This is a genomic window from Kitasatospora viridis (assembly GCF_007829815.1).
Classification (GTDB): domain Bacteria; phylum Actinomycetota; class Actinomycetes; order Streptomycetales; family Streptomycetaceae; genus Kitasatospora; species Kitasatospora viridis.
Genome location: NZ_VIWT01000001.1, coordinates 5,346,999 through 5,371,091 on the forward strand (window position 1 = coordinate 5,346,999; position 24,093 = coordinate 5,371,091).

Genomic DNA, 24,093 nt, shown 5'->3' on the forward strand with positions numbered 1-24,093 from the left:
TCCTTCGGCCGCCCGCCGGGGTATCGGCGAGAAGGTCTGCTTCCTTGCCCATCGCTTGATGGAGCTGCGAATACATCGAACGATTGATGCCGTGCGGGGTGGATTCGCGCAGGTCACGCCGTAATCTCGGACCCGTGAGCCGCTACGACCGCCCCGCCCTCGCCGACCCGGTGTCCACCGGTCATTCTGCGAGCACGCCCGCCCTGCGGATGATGAGCATCGCCCTGCACGGGCTGTTCTTCACCCTGCTGGCGGTCCTCGTGGTGCGCGGGCTCGTGACCGGCGGGCTGGGCGAGACGAGCTTGATCGCCTCGATCGCGCTCGGCTCGACCTACGCCCTCGGCGGCATGGACGAGCGGCTCCGCTCCGACCGCCGCTGGGCCTGCGCCTGGCTCGCGGTGGTGCTGCTGCTCTGGACCGGACTCACGGTGCTCCACCCGGAGTTCGGCTACCTCGCCTTCCCGCTCTACTTCGTCCTGCTCCACCTGTTGCCGCTGCGCTGGGCGGTGCCGGGGACGCTCGGGGTGACCGGGATCGTGGTGGCCAGCCAGGCCCAGACCGAGGGCGGGCTGACCATGGCCAAGGTGCTCGGCCCGCTGGCCGGCCTGGCGGTGGCGGTGCTCACCGCAGCCGGCTACGCGGCGCTCTACCGCGAGAGCCGGGCCCGCTCCCGGGCGGTGGACGTCGCCATGCGAATGGTGGAGGAGGTCACCCAGGCGCGCAACGAGCTGGCCGCGACCCAGCGCGAGGCCGGCCGGCTGGCCGAGCGGCAGAGGTTGGCCGCCGAGATCCACGACACCCTGGCGCAGGGGCTCTCCAGCATCCTGCTGCTGGCCCGCACGGCCGAGTCCGCGCTGCTCGCCGATCCGGCCGTCGCCGCCGACCGGATCCGGGAGGTTGCGGTGACGGCTGCGGAAAACCTGGCCGAGGCCCGCCGCTTCGTCCAGGAGCTGACGCCGCCCGCCCTGGACGGGTCCACCCTCACCGAGGCGCTGCGCCGGCTCTCCGACCGGCGGGGCGCCGAGTTCCGGCTGGAGGGCGAGCCCTACGCGCTCCCGGTGGAGGCCGAGGTGGCCTTGCTCCGGCTGACCCAGGAGGCGCTCTCCAACGCGGTGCAGCACGCCGCGGCCGGCCGGATCGCGGTCACCCTGGGGTACCTGGACGACGAGGTCACCCTGGACGTCTTCGACGACGGTGTGGGCTTCTCGCCCTCCGGGCAGCGCCCGGGGGAGCGGAACGGGTTCGGCCTGCACGGCATGCGGGAGCGGATCGCCGCGCTCGGTGGCCGGTTGGCCGTGGAGTCGGCGCCGGGCGAGGGCACGGCCGTCGCTGTCGCGCTTCCGCTGCGCGTGCTGGACCTCGAACGGCCCGGTGCCGGCCAGCTGGTCGAACCCGACTCAGACGATGCCGGTGACGGCGATGACGGAGGCGCCGACCTCGGTGCCGGTAACGCCATCGACTCTGCGGCTGACCGAGGTGACGACCTTCGCGCCCATGGCGCTGCCGACCCGGTGACGGAGCCGACGCTTGATCCCGCCGACGGCAGGCACAGACCGGTCGCGGCTCCAGCCGCCTCCCGTCCCCCGACCCACCCCAACCATGAGGGGAGCCGCCGGTGATCAAAGTCCTGTTGGTGGACGACCACCCGGTGGTCCGCCGGGGCCTGCGGGCCCTGGTGGACGACGTACCCGAGCTGTCCGCAGTCGGCGAGGCGGCCGATGGTGCCGAGGCACTGCGACTGCTGGAGGAGTTGGCCCAGGCCGGCGAACCCGGGCCCGACGTGGTGCTGATGGACCTCCAGATGACCGGTGGAATGCACGGCGTCGAGGCCACCCGGCGGATCACCGCGCTGCCGGACCCGCCGGCGGTGCTGATCCTGACCACCTACAGCACCGACGCCGACATCCTCACCGCTGTGGAGGCCGGTGCCACGGGTTACCTGCTGAAGGACGCCCCGCCGGAGGACCTGGTCGCCGCGGTGCAGTCCGCTGCCCGTGGCGAGACGGTCCTGGCGCCGCCGGTCGCGGCCCGTCTGCTCGGCCGGGTCAGGGCGGGCCGCCCGAGCCTCTCGCCGCGTGAGGCGGAGATCCTCCAGTTGGTCGCGGAAGGGCTGCCGAACCGTCAGATCTCCAAGCGGCTCTTCATCAGCGAGGCCACGGTCAAGACGCACCTGGTGCACATCTACGAGAAGCTCAAAGTCGACAGCCGGACCGCTGCCATCGCGGCCGGGCTGGCGAGCGGACTGATCCGGCCGGCCTGACGGGGCGTCGGCGCGGCGCGGCGGGAGTGGGAGCGGGAGCGGGGGCCGGCGAACCGGCCCGGAAACTGGCCGGGGCCGCTCCTCGGTCGCGTGGTCGATACGCGAGGAGCGGCCCCGGAGCAGCGGGCCCGGTGATGCGGATGACCGGATCACCGGGGCAGCGGGTGAACCAGGAGCGTCAGCGTCAGCCCTTGGTCACGCAGTTGTTGGCCGCGTTCGACCAGAGGCCCTGGAGGTCGAAGCTGCCGGTGGAGAGCTTGACGAAGGAGTCCAGGTTCACGCAGGCGTCACCGATCTCGCCGTTGCCGCCGTTCCAGCCGATGCTCGGCCAGAAGTCGGTCACCGTCTCCGCGTACTCGTGGGTCTCGGTGGACTCGATGCCGGAGAGCGCGCGGCCGTCGGTGAGGGTGGTGCAGCCGTCGATCCCGGTGTCGGGAACGTAGGGGAGGTTGGTGTAGGCCAGGTTGCCGTAGGACGAGCTGGTCTTGTCGTGCCAGGCGCAGAAGCCGCTGTTCGGGAAGCCGTCCGGGTGGGTGCCGGTGGCGGAGAGGACCACGTACTGCGCGTTGAGGTTCGGGGCCTGGGTCTTGTTGCCGAAGTGCCCGGCCGCCTTCACCGCCTCGGCGGCGACCTGGGCCGCGGTGGCGTTGGTCGGCGCGGCAGCGGAGTTGTCGAACCAGGTGCCGACCAGCGGGGTGCTGGTCGGGTGCTGGACGTGGGTGCCCTTGGTGCCACAGGTCACGGTGCCCTTGGCGACGCCTTCGCAGTACTGGTCGAGGATGGTGCCCCAGGTGTCCTGGCTGCCGTACAGGCCCTTGAACATGTTCTGCATGTCGGGGGCCACGCCCGCGGGGTCGTTCTTCCACTGCGACCCCCAGAAGACCAGGTAGACCTTCGGGGTCGGGGAGACCACGCCCTGGCTGCCGCTGGAGCCGACGCTCAGGGTGCTGGTGCTGGTCGCCCTGGTGGTCTGGGCCTGCACGCCCTGGCTGGTGGAGTGCAGCGGCTTGACCCCGAAGTGGGCCGCCTCGGGTGACGCGGAGGCCGGGGACGCGCCGGCGCCGGCGAAGCCGGCCGTGGCCAGCGCGGCCGCACCGAGCAGGCCGAGGGCGCGGCGCGAGGAGACGAACGGGCGGATGGGCATGGGGGAGTCCTCCCGGTTGAGGGATCGGGGGTGCGGGAGTGCGCGCGCTGGCGAAGCGCGTCGTGCAGCGGTTACCCAACCAGCTCGATCCAGGAGGCGTCCATACCTCGAACATGACAAAACAAAAGGTTTTACTGAGATGACATCAGATGACGGTAGTTTGTCCCGACAAAGCCGCCCGCACCAGAAGGATCTGGTGCGGGCGGCGGGGGTCGATTGACGATGCGTCAGCCGAGGAAGTGTCCGCGCAGTGAACTCAGTTGAACGTCAGTTGGCTGGGATCAGCAGACCGGGATCAGCACGGTCAGGGTGAACTGGTGCGGGTTGGGGTTGTCCGGCGCCTCGCGGGTGAGGGTCACCGGGATGCTGCTGCCGGGAGTGGCCGCCGGGTCCACCTGGAGGGCGAAGCCGCGGTTGAAGTTGGCCCAGGTGGTGCCCTCCGGGTCGGGGCAGGTCGCGGTGGTGCCGTCCGGCGAGATGGTGCATGGCCGGTAGGTCGGCGCGCTGCTCAGCCACTTCGAGCCCGGCGGCAGCTTGGCGACCACCTGGCCGTGGCCCGTGAAGTCGGAGGAGGGGCCGAGGTTGCGCTCGATCACCTCGAAGTCGGCCGGGTTGCCGGGGCCGGCCGACTTCGGCGGCCGCCAGAGCTCCAGCACGGCGTTGGTGACCGGTCCCGAGGTGTCGAAGCTCCAGGTGGTGGAGTTGTCGTTCGGGTTCTGGGACGGGTCCCAGGTGACCACGGCGGTGCCGCCCGGGTTGCTCCGCGGGCCGGGCGCCCCGGTGATCGTGCTGCCGTAGATCTGCTCGGACTCGCACTGGCTCGGCGCGAGGTTCTGGGCGACCTGGAAGCGGGTCCAGTTCCAGCCGCCGCTCACCCCGGTGTGGTTGCTGGTCAGGGTCAGCCCAGGGTTGGCCGGACCGTTCACCACCAGCGTCGCCGAACTCGGCGTCTCGGTGCCGTTGTTGCAGATGGTCACGAGGATCGTGCCGACGGCGCCGGGGGCGGTCGGGAAGGAGGGCGGGCTGACCGAGATGCTCAGGTCCTTGCTGTAGCCGGAGCGGTGCTCCGCCCCGGCGGCCGACCGCACGGCGGGGCCGACCAGCATGTGCGGCGCGACGCCGACGGTGGACGGCAGCCCGGGGCGTCGGCCGAGGTTGTGCGAGCCGTTCTGCGCGGCACCGCTCTGGGTGGCATTGCTCTGGGCACTGCCGGGTTGGGTGCTGCCGGCCTGAGGGCCACCGGCCTGGGCGGTCGTGGACGTGGTCGTGGACGCGGTCGTGGCCGTGGCGGTGGCCGGTGTGGAGCTGCTGGTGTCGGCCGCCTGTGCGACCTGGGTGAACGGCAGCGGCAGCAAGGCCGCAGCCGCGAGCAGCGTGGGGATCCGCATGGGAGGTACTCCGTGGGGGAGGTGTGGGGGAGGGGACGTCGTGGTCCCGTTGTGAAACTACGCAGGGTCAGGGCGGATCGCTCTGCGCAGTTACTCCGCCTGATGTCCACCCCCGGTGTGGGAGGATCTCCCAATGCCCTCACACGACCTATCGCCGCCCGTCGCGCCGCCCGTTGCGCCGCCCGTCGCGCCGCGCAGTGCCCGCGCCGAGGTACTGGCCGCCGCCGCCGAGCTGTTCAGTCGCGACGGTTATCCGGCCACCACGACCCGGGCGGTCGCCGAGCGGGCGGGAATCCGGCAGTCCACGCTGTACCACCACTTCGCGAGCAAGGACGACATCCTCGCGACCCTGTTGGAGGGCATCGTCGCCCCGTCGCTGGCCTACGCCCAGCGCCTGCTCGACACCCCCGACCCGGTGCCGGGTGCCCGGCTCTGGGCGCTGGTGCGCTTCGACACCGAACTGCTGGTCAGCGGTCTGTCCAACCTGGTCGCCCTGCACCAGCTGCCCGAGGTGCGTGGCGAGCGGTTCGCCGCCTTCCGCGAGACCCGTTGCCGCAAGGCCGTCGTCTACCGCGAGTTGATCGCTCCGCTGGAACCGCTCACCGAGGCCGACCTCCGACTGCGCGCCGAGCTGGTGCTGGGCCTGGTCGAAGGCACCGCGGCCGTGGCCCGCGAGTGCGCGGAGCAGGACGCGGCGGCGGTCCCCGAGGCGGTCGCCGACGCTGCGGTCCGCCTGGTCGCCGGCAACGGCTGCCCCGCCGACCGGCTCGCCCTGATCCGCAGCGGCGCCCGCCTGCTCTGACGCCGGCCCGCGACGCGATCCGTGCGCGCCGGCCCCGCGCGCACCACGCCGCCCGCGCGAGTGTTCCCCCCCGCCGCGCCCTGCACCCCCGCGCGCCGCCCCCCCGCACCCCGCACGCCGCGCTACCGCTCCGCCCCGCGCAGCCACCCTCGAACCGCTTCCCGCACGTCCCCTGACGGTCCGTAGAGTGGGCGGGTGTTCTCACTCCAGGATCTCGCGCTCCCCATCATCGCCGCCCCCATGGCGGGCGGCGCCTCCACTCCGGAGCTGGTCGCGGCCGTGAACGCGGCCGGCGGCTTCGGCTACCTGGCCGCGGGGTACCGCACGGCCGCCGCGATGACCGAGCAGATCGCCCGGACGAGGCAGCTGACGGACCGTCCGTTCGGTCTCAACCTCTTCGTCCCGTCGCCGAGCGACCCGGCCGCCGTCGCCGCCGTTCCCGGCTACCAGGAGCTGCTGCGCCCCGAGGCCGAGGCGCTCGGTGCCCGGCTCCCCGAGTCGATCCCGGCGGACGACGAGGACTGGGCGGCCAAGATCGCCGCCCTGCTGGCCGACCCGGTCCCGGTGGTCTCGTACACCTTCGGCCTGCCGCGGCCCGAGGAGGCCGCCGCGTTGCGCGCGGTCGGGACCGCGCAGGTGGCCACGGTCACCAACGCGGACGAGGCGCGGGCGGCCGCGGAGTTGGGCATGGACGCGCTGTGCGTCCAGGGTCCGGAGGCCGGCGGCCACCGCGGGACCCACAGTGCCGCCGTCGAGCCGGGCACCGAGCCGCTGCTCGACCTGCTCGGCACCGTCCGCGCCGTCCGGGCGGCCGCCGACCTCCCACTGGTCGCGGCGGGCGGCATCGGCGACGGCGCCCGGATCGCGGCCGCGCTGGCGGCCGGCGCCACCGCCGTCCAGCTCGGCACCGCCTACCTGCTGACGGAGGAGGCCGGCACCTCGGCCGGCCACCGCGCCGCGCTGGTCTCCGGTGAGTTCACCGAGACCGCCGTGACCCGGGCGTTCACCGGCCGCCCGGCGCGCGGCCTGCGCAACGCGTTCATCGACCGCCACGCCGGCCAGGCCCCGGCGGCCTACCCCGAGGTGCACCACCTGACCGCCCCACTGCGGGCGGCGGCCGCCAAGGCCGGCGAGGCGCAGTCGATGCACCTGTGGGCCGGTACCGCTTTCCGCACCGCCCGGCCGGGCTCGGCGGCGGAGCTGACCGCCAAGCTGTGGTCCCAGGTCTGAAAGCTCTGGTCCCAGGTCTGACCGGTCGCACCTGCTCAGCCCGCCACTGACCGGCCGCACCTGGTCAGCCCGCCGCTGACCGGTCGAGCCGCAATCCCACTTCCGACCACCAGGGCTCAACTCTGATCAAAGTTCAACAAACCTGAACAGCCCAACCCTCTTCACCAAACAGGCACCCGAAGGCGGCCCGGTCGGTGGTCGCCGTCATCATTGGCGTATGGCCGCACCAGAACCTCAGCTGACAGCCACTCCGGCGCCCGACCGGGGCAGGTCCGACCGATCGGCGGGGCGGCCGTGACCGGGGTGGGCGCGGGGTTCGGTTTTGTCGGCAGGCAGCGCGAGCTCGACCGGCTGCTCGCGGCCGTGCGCCGCCCGCCGGCCGTGGTGCTGGTCGAGGGCGAGGCGGGGATCGGCAAGTCCCGGCTGGTCGCCGAGGCGCTGGCGGCGGGCGCCGAGGGCCAGGTGCTGACCGGGTTCTGCCACCCGCTGCGCGACCCGCTGCCGTTCGGCCCGGTGATGGACGCGCTGCGCGGAGTGGGCCCAATGCTGCCGCCGGTGGAGCGAATCCCGCCGAGCGCCGGCGCGCTGGCACCGCTGCTGCCGGACCTCGCCGACCGGCTGCCCCCGGCGCCCCCCGGCCCGGACGACCCGACCGCCGGCCGGCACCGGCTGGTCCACGCGGTGCGGGCGCTGCTCGGCGCGCTGGGCCGGATGGTGCTGGTGATCGAGGACCTGCACTGGGTGGACGACGCGACCCGGGAGCTGCTCCTGCTGCTGGCCCGCGACCTGCCCGCCGGCCTGGCCCTGGTGCTCACCTACCGGGCCGAGGACCTGCCCCCCGACACGCCGGTGCTGGGTGCCGCCTACCGGCGCCCGCCGGGGGTGGGCGGGGCGCTGATCCGGCTCGCCCCGCTGGCCGAGCCGGAGGTGCACGAGCTGGCCCGGGCCGCGCTCGGCCCGCAGGCCACCCCGGCGCTCGGCCGGGTGCTGTTCCGGCGCAGCCAGGGCCTGCCGCTGGTGGCGGAGGAGGACCTGATCACGCTCTGCGAGCAGGGCGACCCGGCGGCGCTGGCCGACGGCGCCGAGCTGGCGGCCGACCTGGAGCAGTCCGAGGTGCCGCGCGGCCTGGCCGACGCCGTCACCGAGCGGTTGGCGGGGCTCGGCCCGGTGGCCGACCGGGTGGTGGCGGCCAGCGCGGTGCTGGGCGTGCCGGCCGACGAGGTGCTGCTGGCCGCGGTGGCCGGCCTGTCGCCGGAGCAGACCGCCGAGGGCCTGACCGAGGCGCTGCGGGTCGCCGCGCTGCACGAGCAGCCGGGCGCGCACTACGCCTTCCGCCACGTGCTGGCCCAGCAGGTGGCGTACCGGCGGATCCCGGGGCCGGCCCGGGCCGCCCTGCACCGCCGGGCGATCGAGGCGCTGGAGGGGCGGTCCCCGCGCCCGCTGGTGCGGATCGCGCACCACACGCTGGCGCTCGGCGACCGGCGGGCCTGGCAGGAGGCGGCCGAGGCGGCGGCCACCCAGGCGGCGGCGCTGGGCGACAGCGGCAGTGCGGGCACGCTGCTGCGCAGCCTGCTCGCCGAGCCGGGGCTGGACGCGGGCCGGCGCGGCCGGGTGGCGCTGGCGCTGTCCCGGATCGCGGCGGACGGGGTGGACGCGGGGGCCAGCGCCCAGCTGCTCGCCGGGATCATCGCGGATCCGCAGCTCTCGGTGGCCGACCGGGGCGAGATCCGGCTGACGCTGGGTCTGCTGATGGCGATCCAGGGCGGCGACCGGGCCGGCTTCTGCCAGATCGAGCAGGCTGTGGGCGAGCTGACGGAGCGTCCGGCCCGGGCCGCCCGGGCGATGGTCGCGCTGGCGATGAACGAGCGAGAGGGCGGCGAGCGGCGGGCCTGGGAGCTGCTGGAGGCGGCCGAGCGGGCGCTGGCCGGGGCGCCGGACGAGGCGGTGGCCGCGGCGGTCCGGGCCAGCCGGCTGACCTTCCTGGCCCGGCAGGGCGACCCGGGGGTCTGGGCGCAGCTGGACCGGCTGCCGCAGTCGGCCGAGGACCCGGAGGTGGTGCGGCAGACCACCCGGGCGCTGTACAACGTGGGCGACATCGCGGTGGATCTGGGCCACGACCGGTCGGCGGGCCGGCTGCTGCGGGACAGCAGCCGGCTGGCCCGGCTCGCGGCCATCCCCTACCTGGAGTGCTACAGCCGGATCGTGCTGCTCCGGCTGGACGGCCTGGCGGGGCACTGGGACGGCCTGGAGGAACGTTTCGCCGCGCTCGGCGCCGAGTACCAGGAACTGGCCATGGCCGGCGTGGAGCGGGCCCTGCTGACCGCCCGGCTGGCCGCCGCGCGGGGGCGGTTGGCGCTGGCCCAGCGTGAGTTCGCGGACGCGATGGCGTTCGGCGAGCGCGAGTCGCAGGTGACCACGGCGCTGCGCGGGGCGGCCGGACTGGCCGCGCTCCGGCTGGCGGCCGGCGAGGCGGAGCCGGCGGCGGCCGTGCTGCGGCCGGTGCTGGCCAACCTTCGGGCGGCCGGCGCCTGGGCCCGGTCGGCCGAGCTGTTGCCGGTGGCGGTGGAGTGCCTGCTCGCGGTGGACGACCGGGCGGGCGCGGAGGCGCTGCTCCAGGAGGCGCAGGCCGGCCTGGCGGAGGTGGACGCACCGGCGGCGCTGGCCGCGCTGGAGCACGCCCGCGGTCTGCTGCTGGACGCCGCCGACCGGCGGGCCGCGGCGGCGGCCTTCGCGCTGGCCCGCGACCGCTGGCAGCGGATCGGGCGGCCGTACGAGTCGGCCCGGGTGGCCGAGCGGCTGGCCCGCGCGCTGGCCGAGCCGGACCCGGTCGGGGCCCAGGAGGCGCTGGGCGCGGCGGAGGAGGTGTACCAGCGGCTGGGTGCGGCCTCGGACGCGGCGCGCTGCCAGCACCTGCGGCGCGACCTCGGACTGGGCCGGCCGGCCTCGCCCGGGCGGCGCGGCTACGGCCAGGGGCTGTCGCCGCGCGAGCGCCAGGTGGCCGAGCTGTTGGCGCAGGGCGCGGGCAACCAGGAGATCGCCCAGGCGCTCTTCCTCTCCCCGCGCACGGTGGAGCACCATGTCGCGAACGTGCTGCGCAAGCTCGGTGTGCCGCGCCGGGAGCTGCGCGACGCGCTGACCGCCCAGGACCCGGGGAGCGGTGCGACCTGACGGCCCGGGAGGCCGCCGGAGGAGTGCCCTGACCGGCGGGTCACCCGCCGACCGGTGCGTTACCCAGGATTCAGGTACTCCCTATGGGTAGCGGCACCCATTGTTCACCTAACGGGGTGTCGAGTCTCCTGGTGCGGAAACCAGTCGTACCGCCTGCGGAGGTCATGCCGATGGTCATGCCGATGGGAACTCGCGTGCTGCCCGGTGTCGGCGAGCCGGTCGAGGCCGGCGCCCCGGGGCTGCCCGACGCGTGCGGCCGGCGGGAGCGGTTCCGCCAGTACGCGCGCGAGCACTTCGTCGCCCTCGACCTCGACCTGCACCTGGACGTCGAACTGACCGACCTGCTGTTCCCGCACGGCCGTCGCGCCGTCCAGCCGGCCCGCCGCCGCGCGGTCGGCCGCGCTCCGGGCCTGGCGCGGCTCGCCCGGCTGAGCCGGGTGCTGCCGCACGCCTGAACAGCCGCCCGGCAGCACCCGATGGGGCGTCAGCCGCGCTCAGGCCGGCAGCTGTGCCTCGATGGCGGCGGTGACGGCCGCGTCCTCCGGCTCGGTGCGCGGGCGGAACCGGCCGACCACGGCGCCCTCGGCGGAGACCAGGAACTTCTCGAAGTTCCACTGCACGTCGCCGGCCGCGCCCTCGGCGTCGGGGAAGGCGGTGAGCTCGGTGTAGAGCGGGTGCCGCTGCTCGCCGTTGACCTCGATCTTCTCCAGCAGCGGGAAGGTGACGCCGTAGCTGGTGGAGCAGAAGGTCTGGATCTCCTCGGCCGTGCCGGGCTCCTGGCCGGCGAACTGGTTGCAGGGCACGCCGAGCACGGTGAAGCCGCGCTCCGCGTAGCGCTCCTGCAGCCGCTCCAGGCCGGCGTACTGCGGGGTCAGGCCGCACTTGGAGGCGACGTTGACGACCAGGACGGCCTTGCCCTGGTAGTCCTTGAGCGAGGCCGGCTGCCCGGTCAGGGTGTGCAGCGGGATGTCGTACAGGCTCATCGGTGGGTCCCTCCGGAGGCGGCGCGGTACCCCCACGGCACCACGCCGCCACCCTAGCCCCCGACCGTCAAGCCCCCTTGAACCGGCATCAACCGCCGCGGTGTCAGCCGAGTAGCTCGCCCATCCAGGCCTCGATCGCGTCCGGGGTGCGCGGCAGTGCGGAGGACATCAGGCGGGCGCCGTCCTCGGTGATCACCAGGTCGTCCTCGATCCGCACGCCGATGCCGCGCAGCTCGGGCGGCAGCGTCTCGTCGTCCGGCTGCAGGTAGAGGCCCGGCTCGACGGTGAGCACCTGGCCGGCCTCCAGCACCCCGTCGAGGTAGGCCTCGCTGCGGGCCTTGGCGCAGTCGTGCACGTCCAGACCGAGCATGTGGCCGCTGCTGCACAGGGTGTAGCGGCGGTAGAGGCCGCTGTCCTCGCGCACCGCCTCCTCCGGGGAGATCTTCAGCACGCCCCAGTCGTGCAGGCCCTCGGCGAACACCCGCATTGCGGCCAGGTGGAACTCGCGGAACGCGGCGCCGGGCCGCAGCGCGGCGATGCCGGCGTCCTGGGCGGCCAGCACCAGCTCGTAGACCTGGCGCTGGACGGGGGAGAAGGTGCCGCCGAGCGGCAGGGTGCGGGTGATGTCGGCGGTGTAGAGGGTGTCGGTCTCCACGCCGGCGTCGAGCAGCAGCAGCTTCGTCGGGTCGAGCGCGCCGTCGTTGCGGACCCAGTGCAGGGTGTTGGCGTGCGCGCCGGAGGCGACGATGGTCTCGTAGCCGATGCCGTTGCCCTCGGCCCGGGCGCGCAGGTTGAAGATCCCCTCCAGCCAGCGCTCGCCGCGGTGGTGGCGCAGCGCGGCGGGCAGTGCCCGGACCACGTCCTGGAAGCCCAGGGTGGTGTGGTCGACGGCGAGTTGGAGCTGCTCGACCTCCCAGGCGTCCTTGATCAGGCGCAGCTCGCTGAGCGTCTGGGCGAGGCCGTCGCCCAGGCGCGGGTCGAGGTCGGGGAGCCGGGCGTCGACCAGCGGGTCCACGCCGGTCAGCAGCAGGGTGCCGCCGGCCGGTGCGGGGCCGGTGAGCAGCTTCTCCAGGTCGTCCAGGTGGGCGGTGCGCACTCCGGTGAGCTGGGCGGCCTCGGCCAGGTCGGGGCGGCGGCCGACCCAGAACTCGCCGTACCGGCGGTCCCGGTAGAACTCGTCGGAGGAGCCGTCGCGCGGCGAGCGGGGCCGCAGGTGGAGCACCGCCTCGTGGCCCTCGGCGCCGCCGGGCTCCAGCACCAGCACGTGGCCGGCCTGGTCCTCGCCGCTCAGGCCGGTGAGCCAGGTGAAGGCGCTGTGCGGGCGGAAGTGGTAGTCGCTGTCGTTGCTGCGCACCCGCAGCTGGCCGGCCGGCACCACCAGGCGGGTGCCGGGGTAGTGGGCGGAGAGCTTGGCCCGCCGGGCGGGCAGCACGGAGTAGCCGTCGACGCGCGCCTCGGCGGGCAGCGGGGTGGCGGCCCAGTTGCCGGCCATGAAGGCGGCGAGCGCGGGTGAGACGGGCAGGTCGTGGCTGCCGGTGTTGAGAGCGGTGGGGCGAGAGGTCACGGGGGCGTCTCCTCTAGGGTGCGGCTTTTGTCCTGCGGGGGAGGTCTGATCTGCGGTGATGTCCTTGCGGCAAGAAGAAGTTGAGGATCCGTCGGGACACGGATGGGTAACGGAAGCCACTGCCTCTTGCCTGTGCAATTTCACATTACTATGTTACGGGTCACACCTCGACGGTGGCCAGCCCTTGGCCCCGCCCGAGCACGCGGCCTCAATCTGGGCCCCCCATCGCGGAGTTGCACATGACCAGGCGTACCCACGCTGCCCTCGCGGCGGCGATCGCGGCGACACTCACCCTCGGCCTCGGGGCGTGTGGCAAGAACAAGCACGACGACAACAACAGCCAGGCGAGCGGCGGGCCGGGGCTGACCACCCAGGGCGACGGCATCGTCGGTGGTACCCCGGTCAAGGGCGGCACCCTGCACATCCTGTCGAACCAGGACCTCTCGCAGCTCGACCCGGCCCGCAACTGGACCGAGCAGGAGATGGACTTCGGCATCCGACTGCTCTACCGCACGCTGACCACCTTCAAGGCCGCGCCCGGACAGGCGGGTTCGCAGGTCGTCGGCGACCTGGCCACCGACACTGGAGAGCCCAGCGACGGCGACAAGACCTGGACCTTCCACCTGAAGGACGGCCTCAAGTACGAGGACGGCACGCCGATCGTCACGCAGGACATCAAGTACAACGTCGAGCGGTCCTACGACCCCGACCTGTCCGGCGGTCCGGACTACGCCCGCAAGTACCTGGTCGCGCCGGCCGGTTACAAGGGCCCGCTGAAGGGCGGGGACCTCGGCAACGACTCGATCGAGACCCCGGACGCGAAGACCATCGTCTTCCACCTGGTCCGCCCGGTCGCCGACTTCGGCTCCACGGTGACGCTGCCGACCTTCGCGCCGGTGCCCAAGGCGCACGAGGGCGGCACCACCTACGGTGCCCACGTCTTCTCCTCCGGCCCGTACAAGATCCAGAGCTACGACCGCGGCAAGCAGCTGACCCTGGTCCGCAACACGAACTGGGACCCGTCCACCGACTCGGTCCGCATGGCCTACCCCGACAAGATCGTGATGGACCAGACCGGCAGCCCCGAGGGCATCGCCGACCGTCTGATCGCCGATCAGGGCGACGACCAGAGCGCGATCATGTTCGCCGACATGGCGGCCTCCAAGGTCGCCGACGTGATCACCAACCCGGACGTCAAGGCCCGGCTGGTCAGCGAGAGCGAGAACTGCACCGGGATGGTGGCGCTGGACACCGCCAAGGCGCCGTTCAACAACCAGAACGCCCGCCTCGCGGTCGAGTACGGCCTCGACAAGCAGGCCTACCAGACCGCCGTCGGCGGCCCGGCGCTCTCCGACATCGCCACCACCTACCTGCCGCCCGAGCTGACCGGCGGCACCGGGGTGGACCACTTCAAGATCCCGCCCACCGGCGACCCGGCCAAGGCCAAGCAGTACCTGGCCGCCGCCGGCACGCCCAACGGCTTCTCCACCGACCTGACCGCGGACAACGCCCAGAAGCCGCAGGCCGAGGCGATCCAGGCGGCGCTGAAGAACGTCGGCATCACGGTCAACCTGAACATCGTGGACGCCAGCGTGGCGACCGCGACGATCGGCGACAAGGACAAGCAGACCGGGATGTCGCTGAACGGCTGGTGCCCGGACTGGCCGGCCGGTTCGACCTTCCTGCCGATGCTGTTCGACAGCCGGATCATCACGGACACCGGCAACAGCGGCAACACCAGCCGCTTCTCGGACCCGGCGGTGGACGCCGAGATCGACCGGATCTCGGCCATGACCGACGCCACCGCGGCCAACCAGGCCTGGCTGGCGCTGGACGCCAAGATCATGGACGAGGCCCCCGAGATCCCGGTGTCCTGGCAGAAGAAGCCGCTGCTGGTCGGCTCCAACATCGCCGGTGCGTTCGGCAGCCCGATCTGGGAGGGCGAGATCGACTACGCCACCATCGGCCTGAAGTCCGCCAAGTAGCCCGAGGGACCGCGAAAAGGTGACCACCACCGTTCCTGCCCTGCAGGAGCCGACCGAGCGTCAGGAGCAGGCCGCGGCCTCGCCCTGGCGCTCGGCCTGGCGCAACCTGCGCCGTCGGCCGATCGCCATGCTCGGCCTCGGCATCATCGTCCTCTTCGTGCTGGCGGCCCTGCTGGCCCCGGTGCTGGCGGGCCTGTCCGGCTGGGGGCCGACCGACACCGACCAGTCGGCCGTCGACCCCTACCTGGCCGGGCTGCCCCGCGGCAGCCTCGGCGGGATCAGCGGGGCCCACTGGCTCGGCGTCGAGCCGGGGCTCGGCCACGACATCTACGCCCGGCTGCTCTACGGGGCCCAGATCTCGCTGCTGGTGGCGTTCAGCGCCGCCGTGCTGATCACCGTGGTCGGCGTCACGCTCGGCGTGCTGGCCGGCTACTTCGGCGGCAAGACCGACATGCTGATCAGCCGGTTCATGGACATCATGATGTCCTTCCCGAGCCTGATCTTCATGATGGCGCTGCTCTCGGTGGCCAAGGACATCAACCGGGTGCTGCTGCTGATCATCGTGATGAGCCTGTTCACCTGGCCGTACATCGCGCGGGTGATCCGGGGTCAGACGATCTCGCTGAAGCACCGCGAGTACGTGGAGGCGGCCCGGGCCAGCGGCACCACCAGTGCCCGGATCGTGCTGACCGAGATCCTGCCCAACCTCAGCAGCACGATCATCGTCTACATCACCCTGGCGATCCCGAGCCTGATCGGTGCGGAGGCGGGTCTGACCTTCCTGGGCGTGGGCGTGCAGCCGCCGACCCCGTCCTGGGGCCAGATGATCTCGGACTCCTACACGTACTACAAGTCCGACCCGATGTTCTTCGTCCTGCCCTGTACCTGCCTCTTCCTGGTGGTGCTCGGCTTCACCCTGTTCGGCGACGCACTGCGCGACGTCCTCGACCCGAAGGGCGGTAACGGATGACCACCTTCCTGCTCCGCCGGCTCGCCGGAATCGCGTTCACGCTGCTGGTGATCTGCGCGGCCACCTTCAGCATCTTCTACCTGCTGCCGAGCGACCCGGCGCTGGCGTTCTGCGGCAAGAGCTGCACCCCGGACCACGTGGCCGAGGTGCGCCAGCAGATGGGCCTCAACCAGCCGCTGATCGAGCAGTTCGCCAACTACGTGAAGGCGATCTTCGCCGGCCGCACGATGGGCAGCGGCAGCTACGCCGTGCAGTGCGGGTTCCCGTGCTTCGGCTACTCCTTCCAGACCGGCCAGCCGGTCTGGACCATGATCACCAGTCGGCTGCCGGTCAGCATCTCGCTGGCCATCGGTTCCGCCGTGCTCTGGCTGGTCATGGGCCTGCTGTCCGGCGTGGTCTCGGCGCTGAAGAAGAACGGCTGGATCGACCGGCTGCTGATGGTCGGCACCATCGGCGCCGCCGCCGTGCCGGTCTACTTCACCGCGATGGTGCTGCTCTACGTCTTCTGCACGCAGCTCGGCTGGATCCCGTACCCGCGGTACGTCAACTTCACCGACGACCCGGGCGGGTGGGCGCAGAACATGCTGCTGCCCTGGCTCACCCTGGCGCTGGCCACCGCGGCCATGTACGCCCGGATGACCCGCAGTTCGGTGATCGAGACGCTGAACGAGCCGTTCGTGCGCACCGCCCGGGCCAAGGGCGTGCGGGAGCGCCGGGTGGTCGGCAAGCACGGGCTGCGGCCCGCGCTGACCCCGGTGGTCACCATGCTCGGCATGGACCTCGGCGGCCTGCTGGCCGGCGCGGTGATCACCGAGCAGCTGTTCGGCCTGCCCGGGGTCGGCAAGCTCTTCGCCCAGTCCCTGGGCACCTCCGACCAGCCCGTGGTGATGGGCGTGACGCTGTTGGCCTCGTTCTTCATCGTCGTGTCCAACCTGGTCGTGGACGTGCTCTACGCCTTCATCGACCCGCGAGCGAGGCTGTCGTGACGCTGCTCGAAGTCCACAACCTCGAAGTCGAGTTCAAGACCCCCGACGGCCTGGTCAAGGCCGTCAAGGGAGTCGACTTCTCGGTCGACCGGGGGCAGGTGCTCGGCCTGGTCGGCGAGTCCGGCTCCGGAAAGTCCGTCACCTCACTGGCCGTCATGGGCCTGCACCGCGGCGCCAAGGTGACCGGTTCGGTGAAGTTCGACGGCACCGAGCTGATCGGCGCCCCCCAGGAGACCGTGCGCAAGCTGCGCGGCCGCCGGATGGCGATGGTCTTCCAGGACGCGCTGACCGCGCTGCACCCGTACTTCACCATCGGCGACCAGATCGCCGAGGCGCACCGGGAGCACTACGGCTCCAGCCGCAAGGTGGCCTGGGCCCGGGCCGTCGAGGTGCTCGGCGACGTGGGCATCCCCGAGCCGGCCCGCCGGGCCGGGGAGTACCCGCACCAGTTCTCCGGCGGCATGCGCCAGCGCGCGATGATCGCGCTGGCCCTGGCCTGCGAGCCCGAGCTGATCATCGCCGACGAGCCGACCACCGCGCTCGACGTCACGGTGCAGGCCCAGGTGCTCGACCTGCTGGTCAAGCTCAAGGACGAGCGCGGCCTCGGCGTCATCATGATCACCCACGACCTCGGGGTGATCGCCCGGGTGGCCGACGAGGTGCTGGTGATGTACGGCGGCTCGGCCGTCGAACAGGCCGGTGCGGACACCCTGTTCGGGGCGCCCCGGCACCCGTACACCCGCGGCCTGCTGGACTCGCTGCCCCGGCTGGACGGCGAGGGCGAGTCCCTGCGGGCCATCCCGGGCAGCCCGCCCTCGCTGCTCACCCCGCCGGCCGGCTGCGTCTTCCACCCGCGCTGCGCCGTCTACGCGCAGTCCCCGCACGAGGCCTGCACCGCCCAGCGCCCGCCGCTGATCACGGTGGCCCCGGCCCACCGCAGCGCCTGCAGCCACCCCGAGGTGACCGAATGACGACCCCCCTCATGCAGGTCAGCGGCCTCGGCATGACCTACCCCGCCCGCCGGCGCGGCGCCGGGATCAAGGCGGTGGACGGGCTCGACTTCGAGGTCCGGGCCGGCGAGACGCTCGGCCTGGTCGGCGAGTCCGGCTGCGGCAAGTCGACCACCGGGCGGATGCTGGTGCGGCTGCTCGACCCGACGGCGGGTCAGGTGCGCTTCGAGGGCCAGGACATCAGCGGGCTGAGCCAGCGCGAGCTGCGCCCGCTGCGGGCCAAGCTGCAGATCATCTTCCAGGACCCGTTCGCCTCGCTGAACCCCCGGCAGACGGTCCAGCAGATCATCAGCGCGCCGCTGCGGGCCCAGGGCGTGTCCAAGGCCCAGCAGGCCAAGGAGGTCCGCGAGCTGATCCAGCTGGTCGGCCTGGCCCCCGAGCACCTGGAGCGCTACCCGCACCAGTTCTCCGGCGGCCAGGCGCAGCGGATCGGCATCGCCCGGGCGCTGGCCACCCGGCCCGCGCTGGTGGTGGCGGACGAGCCGGTCTCGGCGCTGGACGTCTCGATCCAGGCGCAGATCGTCGGCCTGCTGGAGCGGCTGCAGCGCGAGCTGGGCGTCGCCTACGTCTTCATCGCGCACGACCTGGCGGTGGTCAAGCACCTCAGCCACCGGGTCGCCGTGATGTACCTCGGCCGGATCGTCGAGATCGGCGAGAAGGACCAGGTGTACGCCGACCCGGCGCACCCCTACACCAAGGCCCTGCTCTCCGCGGTACCGCTGCCCGACCCGGCGGCGGAGCGGGCCAGGGAGCGGATCGTGCTGCTCGGTGACCCGCCGAGCCCCGCGAACCCGCCGAGCGGGTGCACCTTCCACCCCCGGTGCCCCAAGGCCCAGGAGATCTGCCGCAGCGAGGTACCCCTGCTGCAGCTGACCTCCGGGCCGGGCGAGCGGCAGGTCGCCTGCCACTTCCCCGAGAACGAGGACAGCGCGGCGAGCTGACCGACGCGGTACCCGGCCCGGCCATCCCACGGGCCGGGTACCGCGCCCCCTTCTACTTCCCCCCACACGAGGACGACGGGCCCACCCGGCCCCGCACACTCCCGGTCGGGCGCGGTGGGGACCCTGACGAGGACCGCGCCCGACCGGGATCCGTCCCGAGCAAGCCCGAGAGAGGCAACACCCCTGTGGCAACCCTGAGCTGGGACGGCAGCGCACCGCCCTCCGGCCGGACCGAGACCACCCGGGAGCTGGCCACCGCCGTCCCGGGCCTGCGCCTGCGGGCCACCGCGATCGGCGCACCGGAGCTGGCCGTCACGGTGACCGGCACCGACCGGCTGCTGCTGATCGAGGCCGACCCGGTCGGTGCCACGGACGAACTGCCGGCCCGGGTCCGGATCGACTGGCGGCTGCCCTGCACCGGTGCCACCGCGCTCTGGCGCCCGAACACCGACAGCCGCTGGCTGCCGCCCTCCTGGAGCACGCCGCGCGAGGCCTCGCTGGCCGCCGGCGCCCCGATCGGCTCGCTGGTCGGGGCCGGCGACGCGGCGCTGTGCAGCTACGCGGTGGCCGAGCCGGTCGGCCCGGTGCGGATCGGCGAGGGCGTGGTCGAGGAGACCGGCGAGTTCACCGCCTGGGTCGAGCAGCAGGGCCGGCTCCGGCTGCGCCTGGACCTGACGGGCCGTCACTTCAGCGACACCGTGCGGGAGCTGGTGCGCTGGTGGGAGGCGCTGAGCACGGTCCGGGTGCCGGACGAGGCCTTCGACCCGGTCTTCTGCACCTGGTACGCCAGGCACCTGGAGATCACCGCCCCCGAGGTGGAGCGGCTGGCTGCGCTGGCCGCCCCGCTCGGCTTCGGCGCGGTGATCGTGGACGACGGCTGGCAGACCCCGGAGACCACCCGCAGCTACGCCACCGCGGGCGACTGGGAGCCGGCCTTCCCGGACTTCGGCGAGCACGTGCAGCGGGTGCAGGACCTGGGCCTGGCCTACCTGCTCTGGTGCGCGCTGCCGTTCGCCGGCGACCGCAGCGCCCTCGGGCGGCGGTTCGCCGGGCGGCACCTGGCCCACCGGGAGGAGCTGGACACCTCGGTGCTGGACCCGGCGGTCCCCGAGGTCCGGGCCCACCTGGTGGCCCGGATCGGCGAACTGGTCGGCAAGTACGGGCTGGACGGGCTCAAGCTCGACTTCATCGACACCTTCGCCCGCTGCGGCGGCGACGTCGAGGGCGTGCGGCTGCTGCTCGCCGAGCTGGCCGAGGTGCTGCCGGCCGGGCTGCTGGTCGAGCACCGCCAGCCCTACGTCGGCCCGGGCCTGTGGCCGTACGCGACCATGGTGCGGGCCACCGACTGCCCGCACAACGCCGCCGAGAACCGCCAGCGCACCACCGACCTGCGGCTCACCGCGGGCCCGCTCGCGGTGCACGCCGACCCGCTGACCTGGCACCCGGACGAGTCGCCGACCGAGATCGCGGTGCTGCTCCAGCAGGTGCTGTTCGCCACCCCGCAGGTGTCGGTGGACCTCGGGGCGCAGGGCCCGGAGCAGCTGGCCGCGCTGCGCTTCTGGCTGGGCGTCGCCCGCGAGCACGTGGAACTGCTGCAGCGCGGCCGGTTCCGCGCCTACCGCCCCGAACTGGGCTACCCCCTGCTGGAGTCGGCGGACGGCGCGGCCCGGGCCTTCGGCCGCTACGCGCCGGTGCCGATCGAGGCGGACGCCGAGTGGTCGCTGCTGCTGGTGGCCAACGCCGACCCGGATCCGGGGGTGCGGCTCAGCTTCCCGGAGCCGCCGGGCCGGGTGACGGTGCTGGTGCACGGCGCCCGGGGCGAGGTGCTCAGCGAGTACGTCACCGACTGCGGCGGCGAACTGACCGTCACGGCGCCGCGCGGCTCGTTGCTGACGCTGCGTCGGTGATCGACCGAACGCGAAAGGGGGCCCGGCCGATCGGCCGGGCCCCCTTCCGTGCGTGCTAGAGGCCCAGCGCCGAGCGCAGGAAGGCCAGTTCGGCGGCGACCATCAGCTCGTTGCTGCCCTCCGGGGTCAGGTGGCTGATCCCCGGCAGCGGCAGCACGCTGTGCGGTCGGCCGGCGGCGTGCAGCGCGGCGGACAGCCGCAGGGTGTGCGAGGGGTGCACGTTGTCGTCCGCCAGGCCGTGGATCAGCAGCAGCGGGCGGGACAGTGACGGGGCGTCGGGGAGCAGGCAGTCGGCCTGGTAGACCTCCGGGTGCTCCTGCGGCAGGCCGAGGTAGCGCTCGGTGTAGGCGGTGTCGTAGGTGCGGAAGTCGGTCGGGCCGGCGCCGGCCGAGGCGGCGTGGAACAGGTCCGGGCGGCGCAGCACCGCCATCGCGGCCAGGTAGCCGCCGTAGGACCAGCCGCGCACCGCGACCCGCCCGAGGTCGAGGTCCGGCTCCCGCTCGCCGAGCGCGAGCAGCCCGGCCACCTGGTCGTCCAGGGTGACCTGGGAGAAGCCGCGGAAGACCGCCTTGCTGAAGGCCGGCGAGACGAACGGGGTGCCCCGGTTGTCCACGGTGACCACGGCGAAGCCCTGGTCGGCCCACCACTGGCGCAGCTGCCAGCGGCGCGGCTCGTTGACCACGGCCTGGAAGCCGGGCCCGCCGTAGACGTCCAGCAGCACCGGCAGCCGCTCGCCGGCCCGGTGGTCCCGCGGGAACACCACGGCGCTGGGCAGGCCGAGTTCGGTGAGCCGGGCCAGCCGGGGGCGCACCGGGTAGGGCAGCGGCTCGGAGAGGTCGGCCAGTTCGACCGCCCGGCCGGCCCGCAGGACCCGGCGGCTGGTGCCGTCGGGGGTGGTGGAGATCAGCAGCAGGCTCTCGCCGGCGGCCAGCGCGCAGTGCAGGCCCGGGCCCGCGGTGAGCCGCTCCAGGCTGCCGTCGGCCGGGTCCACGGCCAGCACCTGCTGGTCGGCCGGGTCGCCGTCGGTGGCCTCGATCAGCAGCCGCCCGCCGAGCCGGCCGACCACCCGGCGCACCTGGACGTCCGCCGGGGTGAGCAGCCGGCCGTCCAGTGCGAGGGCGCGGGCCGCGCCGTCCGGGGTGTCGGCGGAGGTGAGCAGCGCACCGCCGGGCAGCCGGGCCGGGGTGCCGGGCAGGTCGTCCACCCAGCAGGCGTCCTCGGTGCGGGAGAGCTCGACCGTCTTGCCGGTGGCCGGGTCGGCGCCGAGCAGCAGCACCCGCTGCTGCAGCCGGTCGGCGACGGTCAGCAGGATTTCTCCCGACTCGTCCCAGTCGGCCGCGCAGACGTACGGGTAGCTCTCGGCGTCCCAGTCCAGCCGCACCCTCCCCCAGCCTTCGGCCGGGGGTGCCCCCATGCCGTCCAGCCCGAGCACCCAGAGCTGCACGTCCGCGTTGGGCCCGCCGGCCTGCGGGTAGGCGAAGGACTCGGCGGGCCGGTCCGGGTGGGCCGGGTCGGCGAAGTGCCGCAGCGGCAGCGCGGACTCGTCCACCCGGGCGGCCAGCACGGCGCGGCCGTCCGGCGCCCACCAGTGGCCGCGGTGCCGGCCGAGCTCCTCGGCGGCGGCGAACTCGGCCACGCCCCAGCGGGCGCCGTCGGCCGGGCTGAGCGGCTGCTCGCGGCCGGTCAGGTGCAGCGCGTCGGCGCAGACGTAGGCGATCGCCGAGCCGTCGGCGTTCGGGCGCGGGTCGAAGACCGGGCCGGCCGCCGGGATCGGCTCGACGCCCTCGCGGCGGGCCCGGAAGAGCCGGCCGTCGAGGGCGAAGACGGCGGTGTGCCCGTCGGGAGTGGCGGCGAAGCTGCCGATGCCCCGGGCGAACAGCCGGGTGCGCTCGCGCAGTCGGCGTTCGGCCGGGGGGAGGTCGGCCGGGTCGCCGGTGCGGCCGGGCAGGAGCTGGGCGGGGTCGGCCAGCAGGTGCTCCTGACCGGTCGTCAGGTCGAGTTGCCAGAGCCGGTCGTGGGCGTCGCGGGGGCCGGCCGAGCGGAGCAGCAGCAGCCGCTCGCCGTCGGCGGAGAAGCTGAAGGCGCGGGGCGCGCCGTAGCTGAATCGGCCCGTGGCGGCGCTCAGCGCGAGAAAGTGGTCGTCAACAGTCACGGCCCGATGGTTGCCCCAGTGCGGGCCGTTCGGCTAGAAATGTGCAGTGTGAAATGTCACACAGCAACTGCTGGAGAGCCGCCCGAGCCGATCGTCGACGCGGCCGGACTCTTCGACCTCGATCCCACCGTCGCCCACCTCAACCACGGCTCCTACGGCACCGTCCCGCGCGAGGTCGCCGCGGCCCAACAGGCGCTGCGCCGGGAGCAGGAGGCCGACCCGGACGGCTTCTTCCTCACCGCCCCCGCCCGGGTGGCCGAGGCCCGCCGGGCGGTCGCCGGGCTGTTCGGCGCCGACCCGGCGGGCCTGGCGCTGCTGACCAACGTCACCGAGGCGGCCGCCGTCGCGCTGGACAGCATCCCGTTCGAGCCCGGCGACGAGATCCTGGTGACCGACCACGGCTACGGCGTGGTCAACCTGGCCGCCGAGCGCCGGGCCGCCGAGTGCGGCGCCACCGTCCGGGTGGCCGCCGTGCCGCTGGACGCCGCCGACCCGGCCGAGGCCGTGCTGGCCGCCGTCACCGACCGGACCAGGGCGGCGGTGCTGGACCGGATCACCTCGCCGACTGCCCGGGAGATCGCCACCCCGGCCCTGCTCCGGGCCCTCGCCGACCGCGGGGTGACCACCCTGGTGGACGCCGCGCACGCGCCCGGGATGCTGCCCGTGGACCTGGCGGTCGAACCGGCCGACTTCTGGTTCGGCAACCTGCACAAGTGGGCCTTCGCCCCGCGCCCCACCGCCGTGCTCGCGGTCTCCGCGGCCTGGCGCGAACGGGTGCGCCCGCTCACCTACTCCTGGGAGCACGGGGGCGGCTTCCCCGGGAACGTCGAGTGGCGCGGCACCGCCGACTACACCGGCTGGCTGGCCGCGCCCGCCGCACTGGCGCTGCTGGAGCGGCTGGGCCCGGAGCGGGTGCGCGAGCACAACGCGCGGCTGGCCGAGTACGGGCGCCGACTGCTGGTCGAGCACGCGGGCCTGGGGGAGCTGCCGACCACCGCCGGGGTCTCGATGGCCGCGGTGCGGCTGCCGGCCGGGGTGGCCGAGACCGAGGAACAGGTCCGGCCGCTGATGGCCGAGGTGCTGGCGAAACTGGGCACCCGGGTCGCGGTCCGGCCGTGGCCGGGCGGCGGGGTGCTGCGGATCAGCGCGCAGGTCTACAACCGGCCCGCGGAGTACCGCCGGCTGGCCGAGGGCCTCGGTGCGCTGCTCACACCTCCAGGGTGGCCTCGATCTGCCTGAGCTGGTGGCGGGCCATCGCCAGGTTGGACCGGCTGCGGGCGAGCGCCAGGTAGAGGAAGAGCCCGCGGCTGGTCTGCTGGGTCAGCGGCCGGATCATGTGGTACTGCCCGGTGAGCGTGATGAGGATGTCCTCGATCGTGTTGTCGTGCAGGTTGAGCAGCTCCATGGTGCGCATCTTGGCCCGCACCACGTCGGTGTTCCCGGCCGCGGCCACCTCCAGGTTGAGCTCGGCGTTGTCCCCGAGGGTGCCCAGCGCCATGCCGCTGCTGTAGTCCACCAGGGCCACCCCGATCGCGCCCTCGATGGTCATCGCGTCCTTGAGCGCGCTCTCCACGTTCACCACGGCAGTTCCCCTCTCGATCAC

19 protein-coding genes are annotated in these 24,093 nt (G+C 73.6%); 13 read left to right on the plus strand and 6 right to left on the minus strand.

The annotated features are described in order from the left end of the window. The first annotated feature begins 134 nt into the window (after positions 1 to 134). Both FHX73_RS23975 and FHX73_RS23980 read left to right on the plus strand, forming a co-directional pair. A complete protein-coding gene (locus tag FHX73_RS23975; protein WP_246213682.1) occupies positions 135 to 1,619 on the plus strand; it encodes a sensor histidine kinase in 1,485 nt (494 codons plus the stop codon). Further along, positions 1,616 to 2,260, plus strand: a complete 645-nt coding sequence (locus FHX73_RS23980; protein WP_145906979.1) for a response regulator — start codon at positions 1,616 to 1,618, stop codon at positions 2,258 to 2,260. The genes FHX73_RS23975 and FHX73_RS23980 overlap by 4 nt, the downstream gene beginning before the upstream one ends. 184 nt (positions 2,261 to 2,444) lie before the next feature. Here FHX73_RS23980 and FHX73_RS23985 read toward each other — a convergent pair whose 3' ends face one another. Then, positions 2,445 to 3,404 (minus strand): hypothetical protein, encoded by a 960-nt coding sequence (locus tag FHX73_RS23985; protein ID WP_145906980.1) that lies wholly within the window; start codon positions 3,402 to 3,404, stop codon positions 2,445 to 2,447. Positions 3,405 to 3,685: 281 nt separating this feature from the next. Next, positions 3,686 to 4,792, minus strand: a complete 1,107-nt coding sequence (locus FHX73_RS23990) for a COG1361 family protein (protein WP_145906981.1) — start codon at positions 4,790 to 4,792, stop codon at positions 3,686 to 3,688. Between the two features lie 133 nt (positions 4,793 to 4,925). On the opposite strand from FHX73_RS23990, the gene FHX73_RS23995 reads away from it, so the two are divergent. From FHX73_RS23995 to FHX73_RS24010, 4 genes are all read left to right on the plus strand, one after another. Further along, positions 4,926 to 5,594, plus strand: coding sequence for a TetR/AcrR family transcriptional regulator (locus tag FHX73_RS23995; RefSeq protein ID WP_145906982.1), 669 nt, complete (start codon positions 4,926 to 4,928; stop codon positions 5,592 to 5,594). Positions 5,595 to 5,789: 195 nt separating this feature from the next. Continuing rightward, the gene (locus tag FHX73_RS24000) at positions 5,790 to 6,824 is read left to right on the plus strand and encodes a nitronate monooxygenase (protein ID WP_145906983.1); all 1,035 of its coding nucleotides are present in this window, start codon (positions 5,790 to 5,792) and stop codon (positions 6,822 to 6,824) included. A 294-nt stretch (positions 6,825 to 7,118) separates the two neighbouring features. Further along, positions 7,119 to 9,992 (plus strand): ATP-binding protein, encoded by a 2,874-nt coding sequence (locus tag FHX73_RS47290; RefSeq protein ID WP_281292696.1) that lies wholly within the window; start codon positions 7,119 to 7,121, stop codon positions 9,990 to 9,992. Between the two features lie 182 nt (positions 9,993 to 10,174). Beyond that, positions 10,175 to 10,447: a hypothetical protein gene (locus FHX73_RS24010; RefSeq protein ID WP_145906984.1), complete on the plus strand. Its 273-nt coding sequence runs from the start codon at positions 10,175 to 10,177 to the stop codon at positions 10,445 to 10,447. 39 nt (positions 10,448 to 10,486) lie between these two features. Here the strand turns inward: FHX73_RS24010 and FHX73_RS24015 are convergent, their stop codons facing one another. Next, a complete protein-coding gene (locus tag FHX73_RS24015) occupies positions 10,487 to 10,975 on the minus strand; it encodes a glutathione peroxidase (RefSeq protein WP_145906985.1) in 489 nt (162 codons plus the stop codon). A 103-nt stretch (positions 10,976 to 11,078) separates the two neighbouring features. After that, positions 11,079 to 12,539 carry an aminopeptidase P family protein gene (locus FHX73_RS24020; RefSeq protein ID WP_246213683.1) on the minus strand — a complete coding sequence of 487 codons (1,461 nt, stop codon included), beginning with the start codon at positions 12,537 to 12,539 and terminating at the stop codon, positions 11,079 to 11,081. A gap of 239 nt (positions 12,540 to 12,778) precedes the next feature. Here FHX73_RS24020 and FHX73_RS24025 point away from each other — a divergent pair, with 239 nt between their 5' ends. The 6 genes from FHX73_RS24025 to FHX73_RS24050 all read left to right on the plus strand — a co-directional run bounded on the left by FHX73_RS24025 (position 12,779) and on the right by FHX73_RS24050 (position 20,338). Further along, positions 12,779 to 14,524 carry an ABC transporter substrate-binding protein gene (locus tag FHX73_RS24025; RefSeq protein ID WP_145906986.1) on the plus strand — a complete coding sequence of 582 codons (1,746 nt, stop codon included), beginning with the start codon at positions 12,779 to 12,781 and terminating at the stop codon, positions 14,522 to 14,524. A gap of 19 nt (positions 14,525 to 14,543) precedes the next feature. Beyond that, entirely contained in the window at positions 14,544 to 15,494 is a 951-nt protein-coding gene (locus tag FHX73_RS24030; protein ID WP_246213684.1) for an ABC transporter permease, read from the plus strand. Further along, on the plus strand, positions 15,491 to 16,480 hold the full coding sequence (locus FHX73_RS24035) for an ABC transporter permease (RefSeq protein ID WP_145906987.1): 990 nt from the start codon (positions 15,491 to 15,493) through the stop codon (positions 16,478 to 16,480). Before FHX73_RS24030 ends, FHX73_RS24035 begins: the two co-directional genes overlap by 4 nt. Beyond that, positions 16,477 to 17,451 carry an ABC transporter ATP-binding protein gene (locus tag FHX73_RS24040; protein ID WP_145906988.1) on the plus strand — a complete coding sequence of 325 codons (975 nt, stop codon included), beginning with the start codon at positions 16,477 to 16,479 and terminating at the stop codon, positions 17,449 to 17,451. The genes FHX73_RS24035 and FHX73_RS24040 overlap by 4 nt, the downstream gene beginning before the upstream one ends. Next, complete coding sequence (locus FHX73_RS24045; protein ID WP_145906989.1) at positions 17,448 to 18,431, plus strand: ABC transporter ATP-binding protein; 984 nt, start codon at positions 17,448 to 17,450, stop codon at positions 18,429 to 18,431. The genes FHX73_RS24040 and FHX73_RS24045 overlap by 4 nt, the downstream gene beginning before the upstream one ends. Before the next feature lie 185 nt (positions 18,432 to 18,616). Further along, positions 18,617 to 20,338, plus strand: coding sequence for a glycoside hydrolase family 36 protein (locus FHX73_RS24050; protein WP_170305016.1), 1,722 nt, complete (start codon positions 18,617 to 18,619; stop codon positions 20,336 to 20,338). Between the two features lie 55 nt (positions 20,339 to 20,393). On the opposite strand, the gene FHX73_RS24055 is transcribed toward FHX73_RS24050, so the two are convergent. Next, complete coding sequence (locus tag FHX73_RS24055; protein ID WP_145906991.1) at positions 20,394 to 22,490, minus strand: S9 family peptidase; 2,097 nt, start codon at positions 22,488 to 22,490, stop codon at positions 20,394 to 20,396. 48 nt (positions 22,491 to 22,538) lie between these two features. Between FHX73_RS24055 and FHX73_RS24060 the strand changes: the two genes are divergently transcribed. Next, positions 22,539 to 23,729 (plus strand): aminotransferase class V-fold PLP-dependent enzyme, encoded by a 1,191-nt coding sequence (locus FHX73_RS24060; RefSeq protein ID WP_246213685.1) that lies wholly within the window; start codon positions 22,539 to 22,541, stop codon positions 23,727 to 23,729. On the opposite strand, the gene FHX73_RS24065 is transcribed toward FHX73_RS24060, so the two are convergent. Continuing rightward, on the minus strand, positions 23,698 to 24,072 hold the full coding sequence (locus tag FHX73_RS24065) for a hypothetical protein (protein WP_145906993.1): 375 nt from the start codon (positions 24,070 to 24,072) through the stop codon (positions 23,698 to 23,700). The two genes, FHX73_RS24060 and FHX73_RS24065, sit on opposite strands and share 32 nt — an antisense overlap. Positions 24,073 to 24,093: the final 21 nt, after the last annotated feature.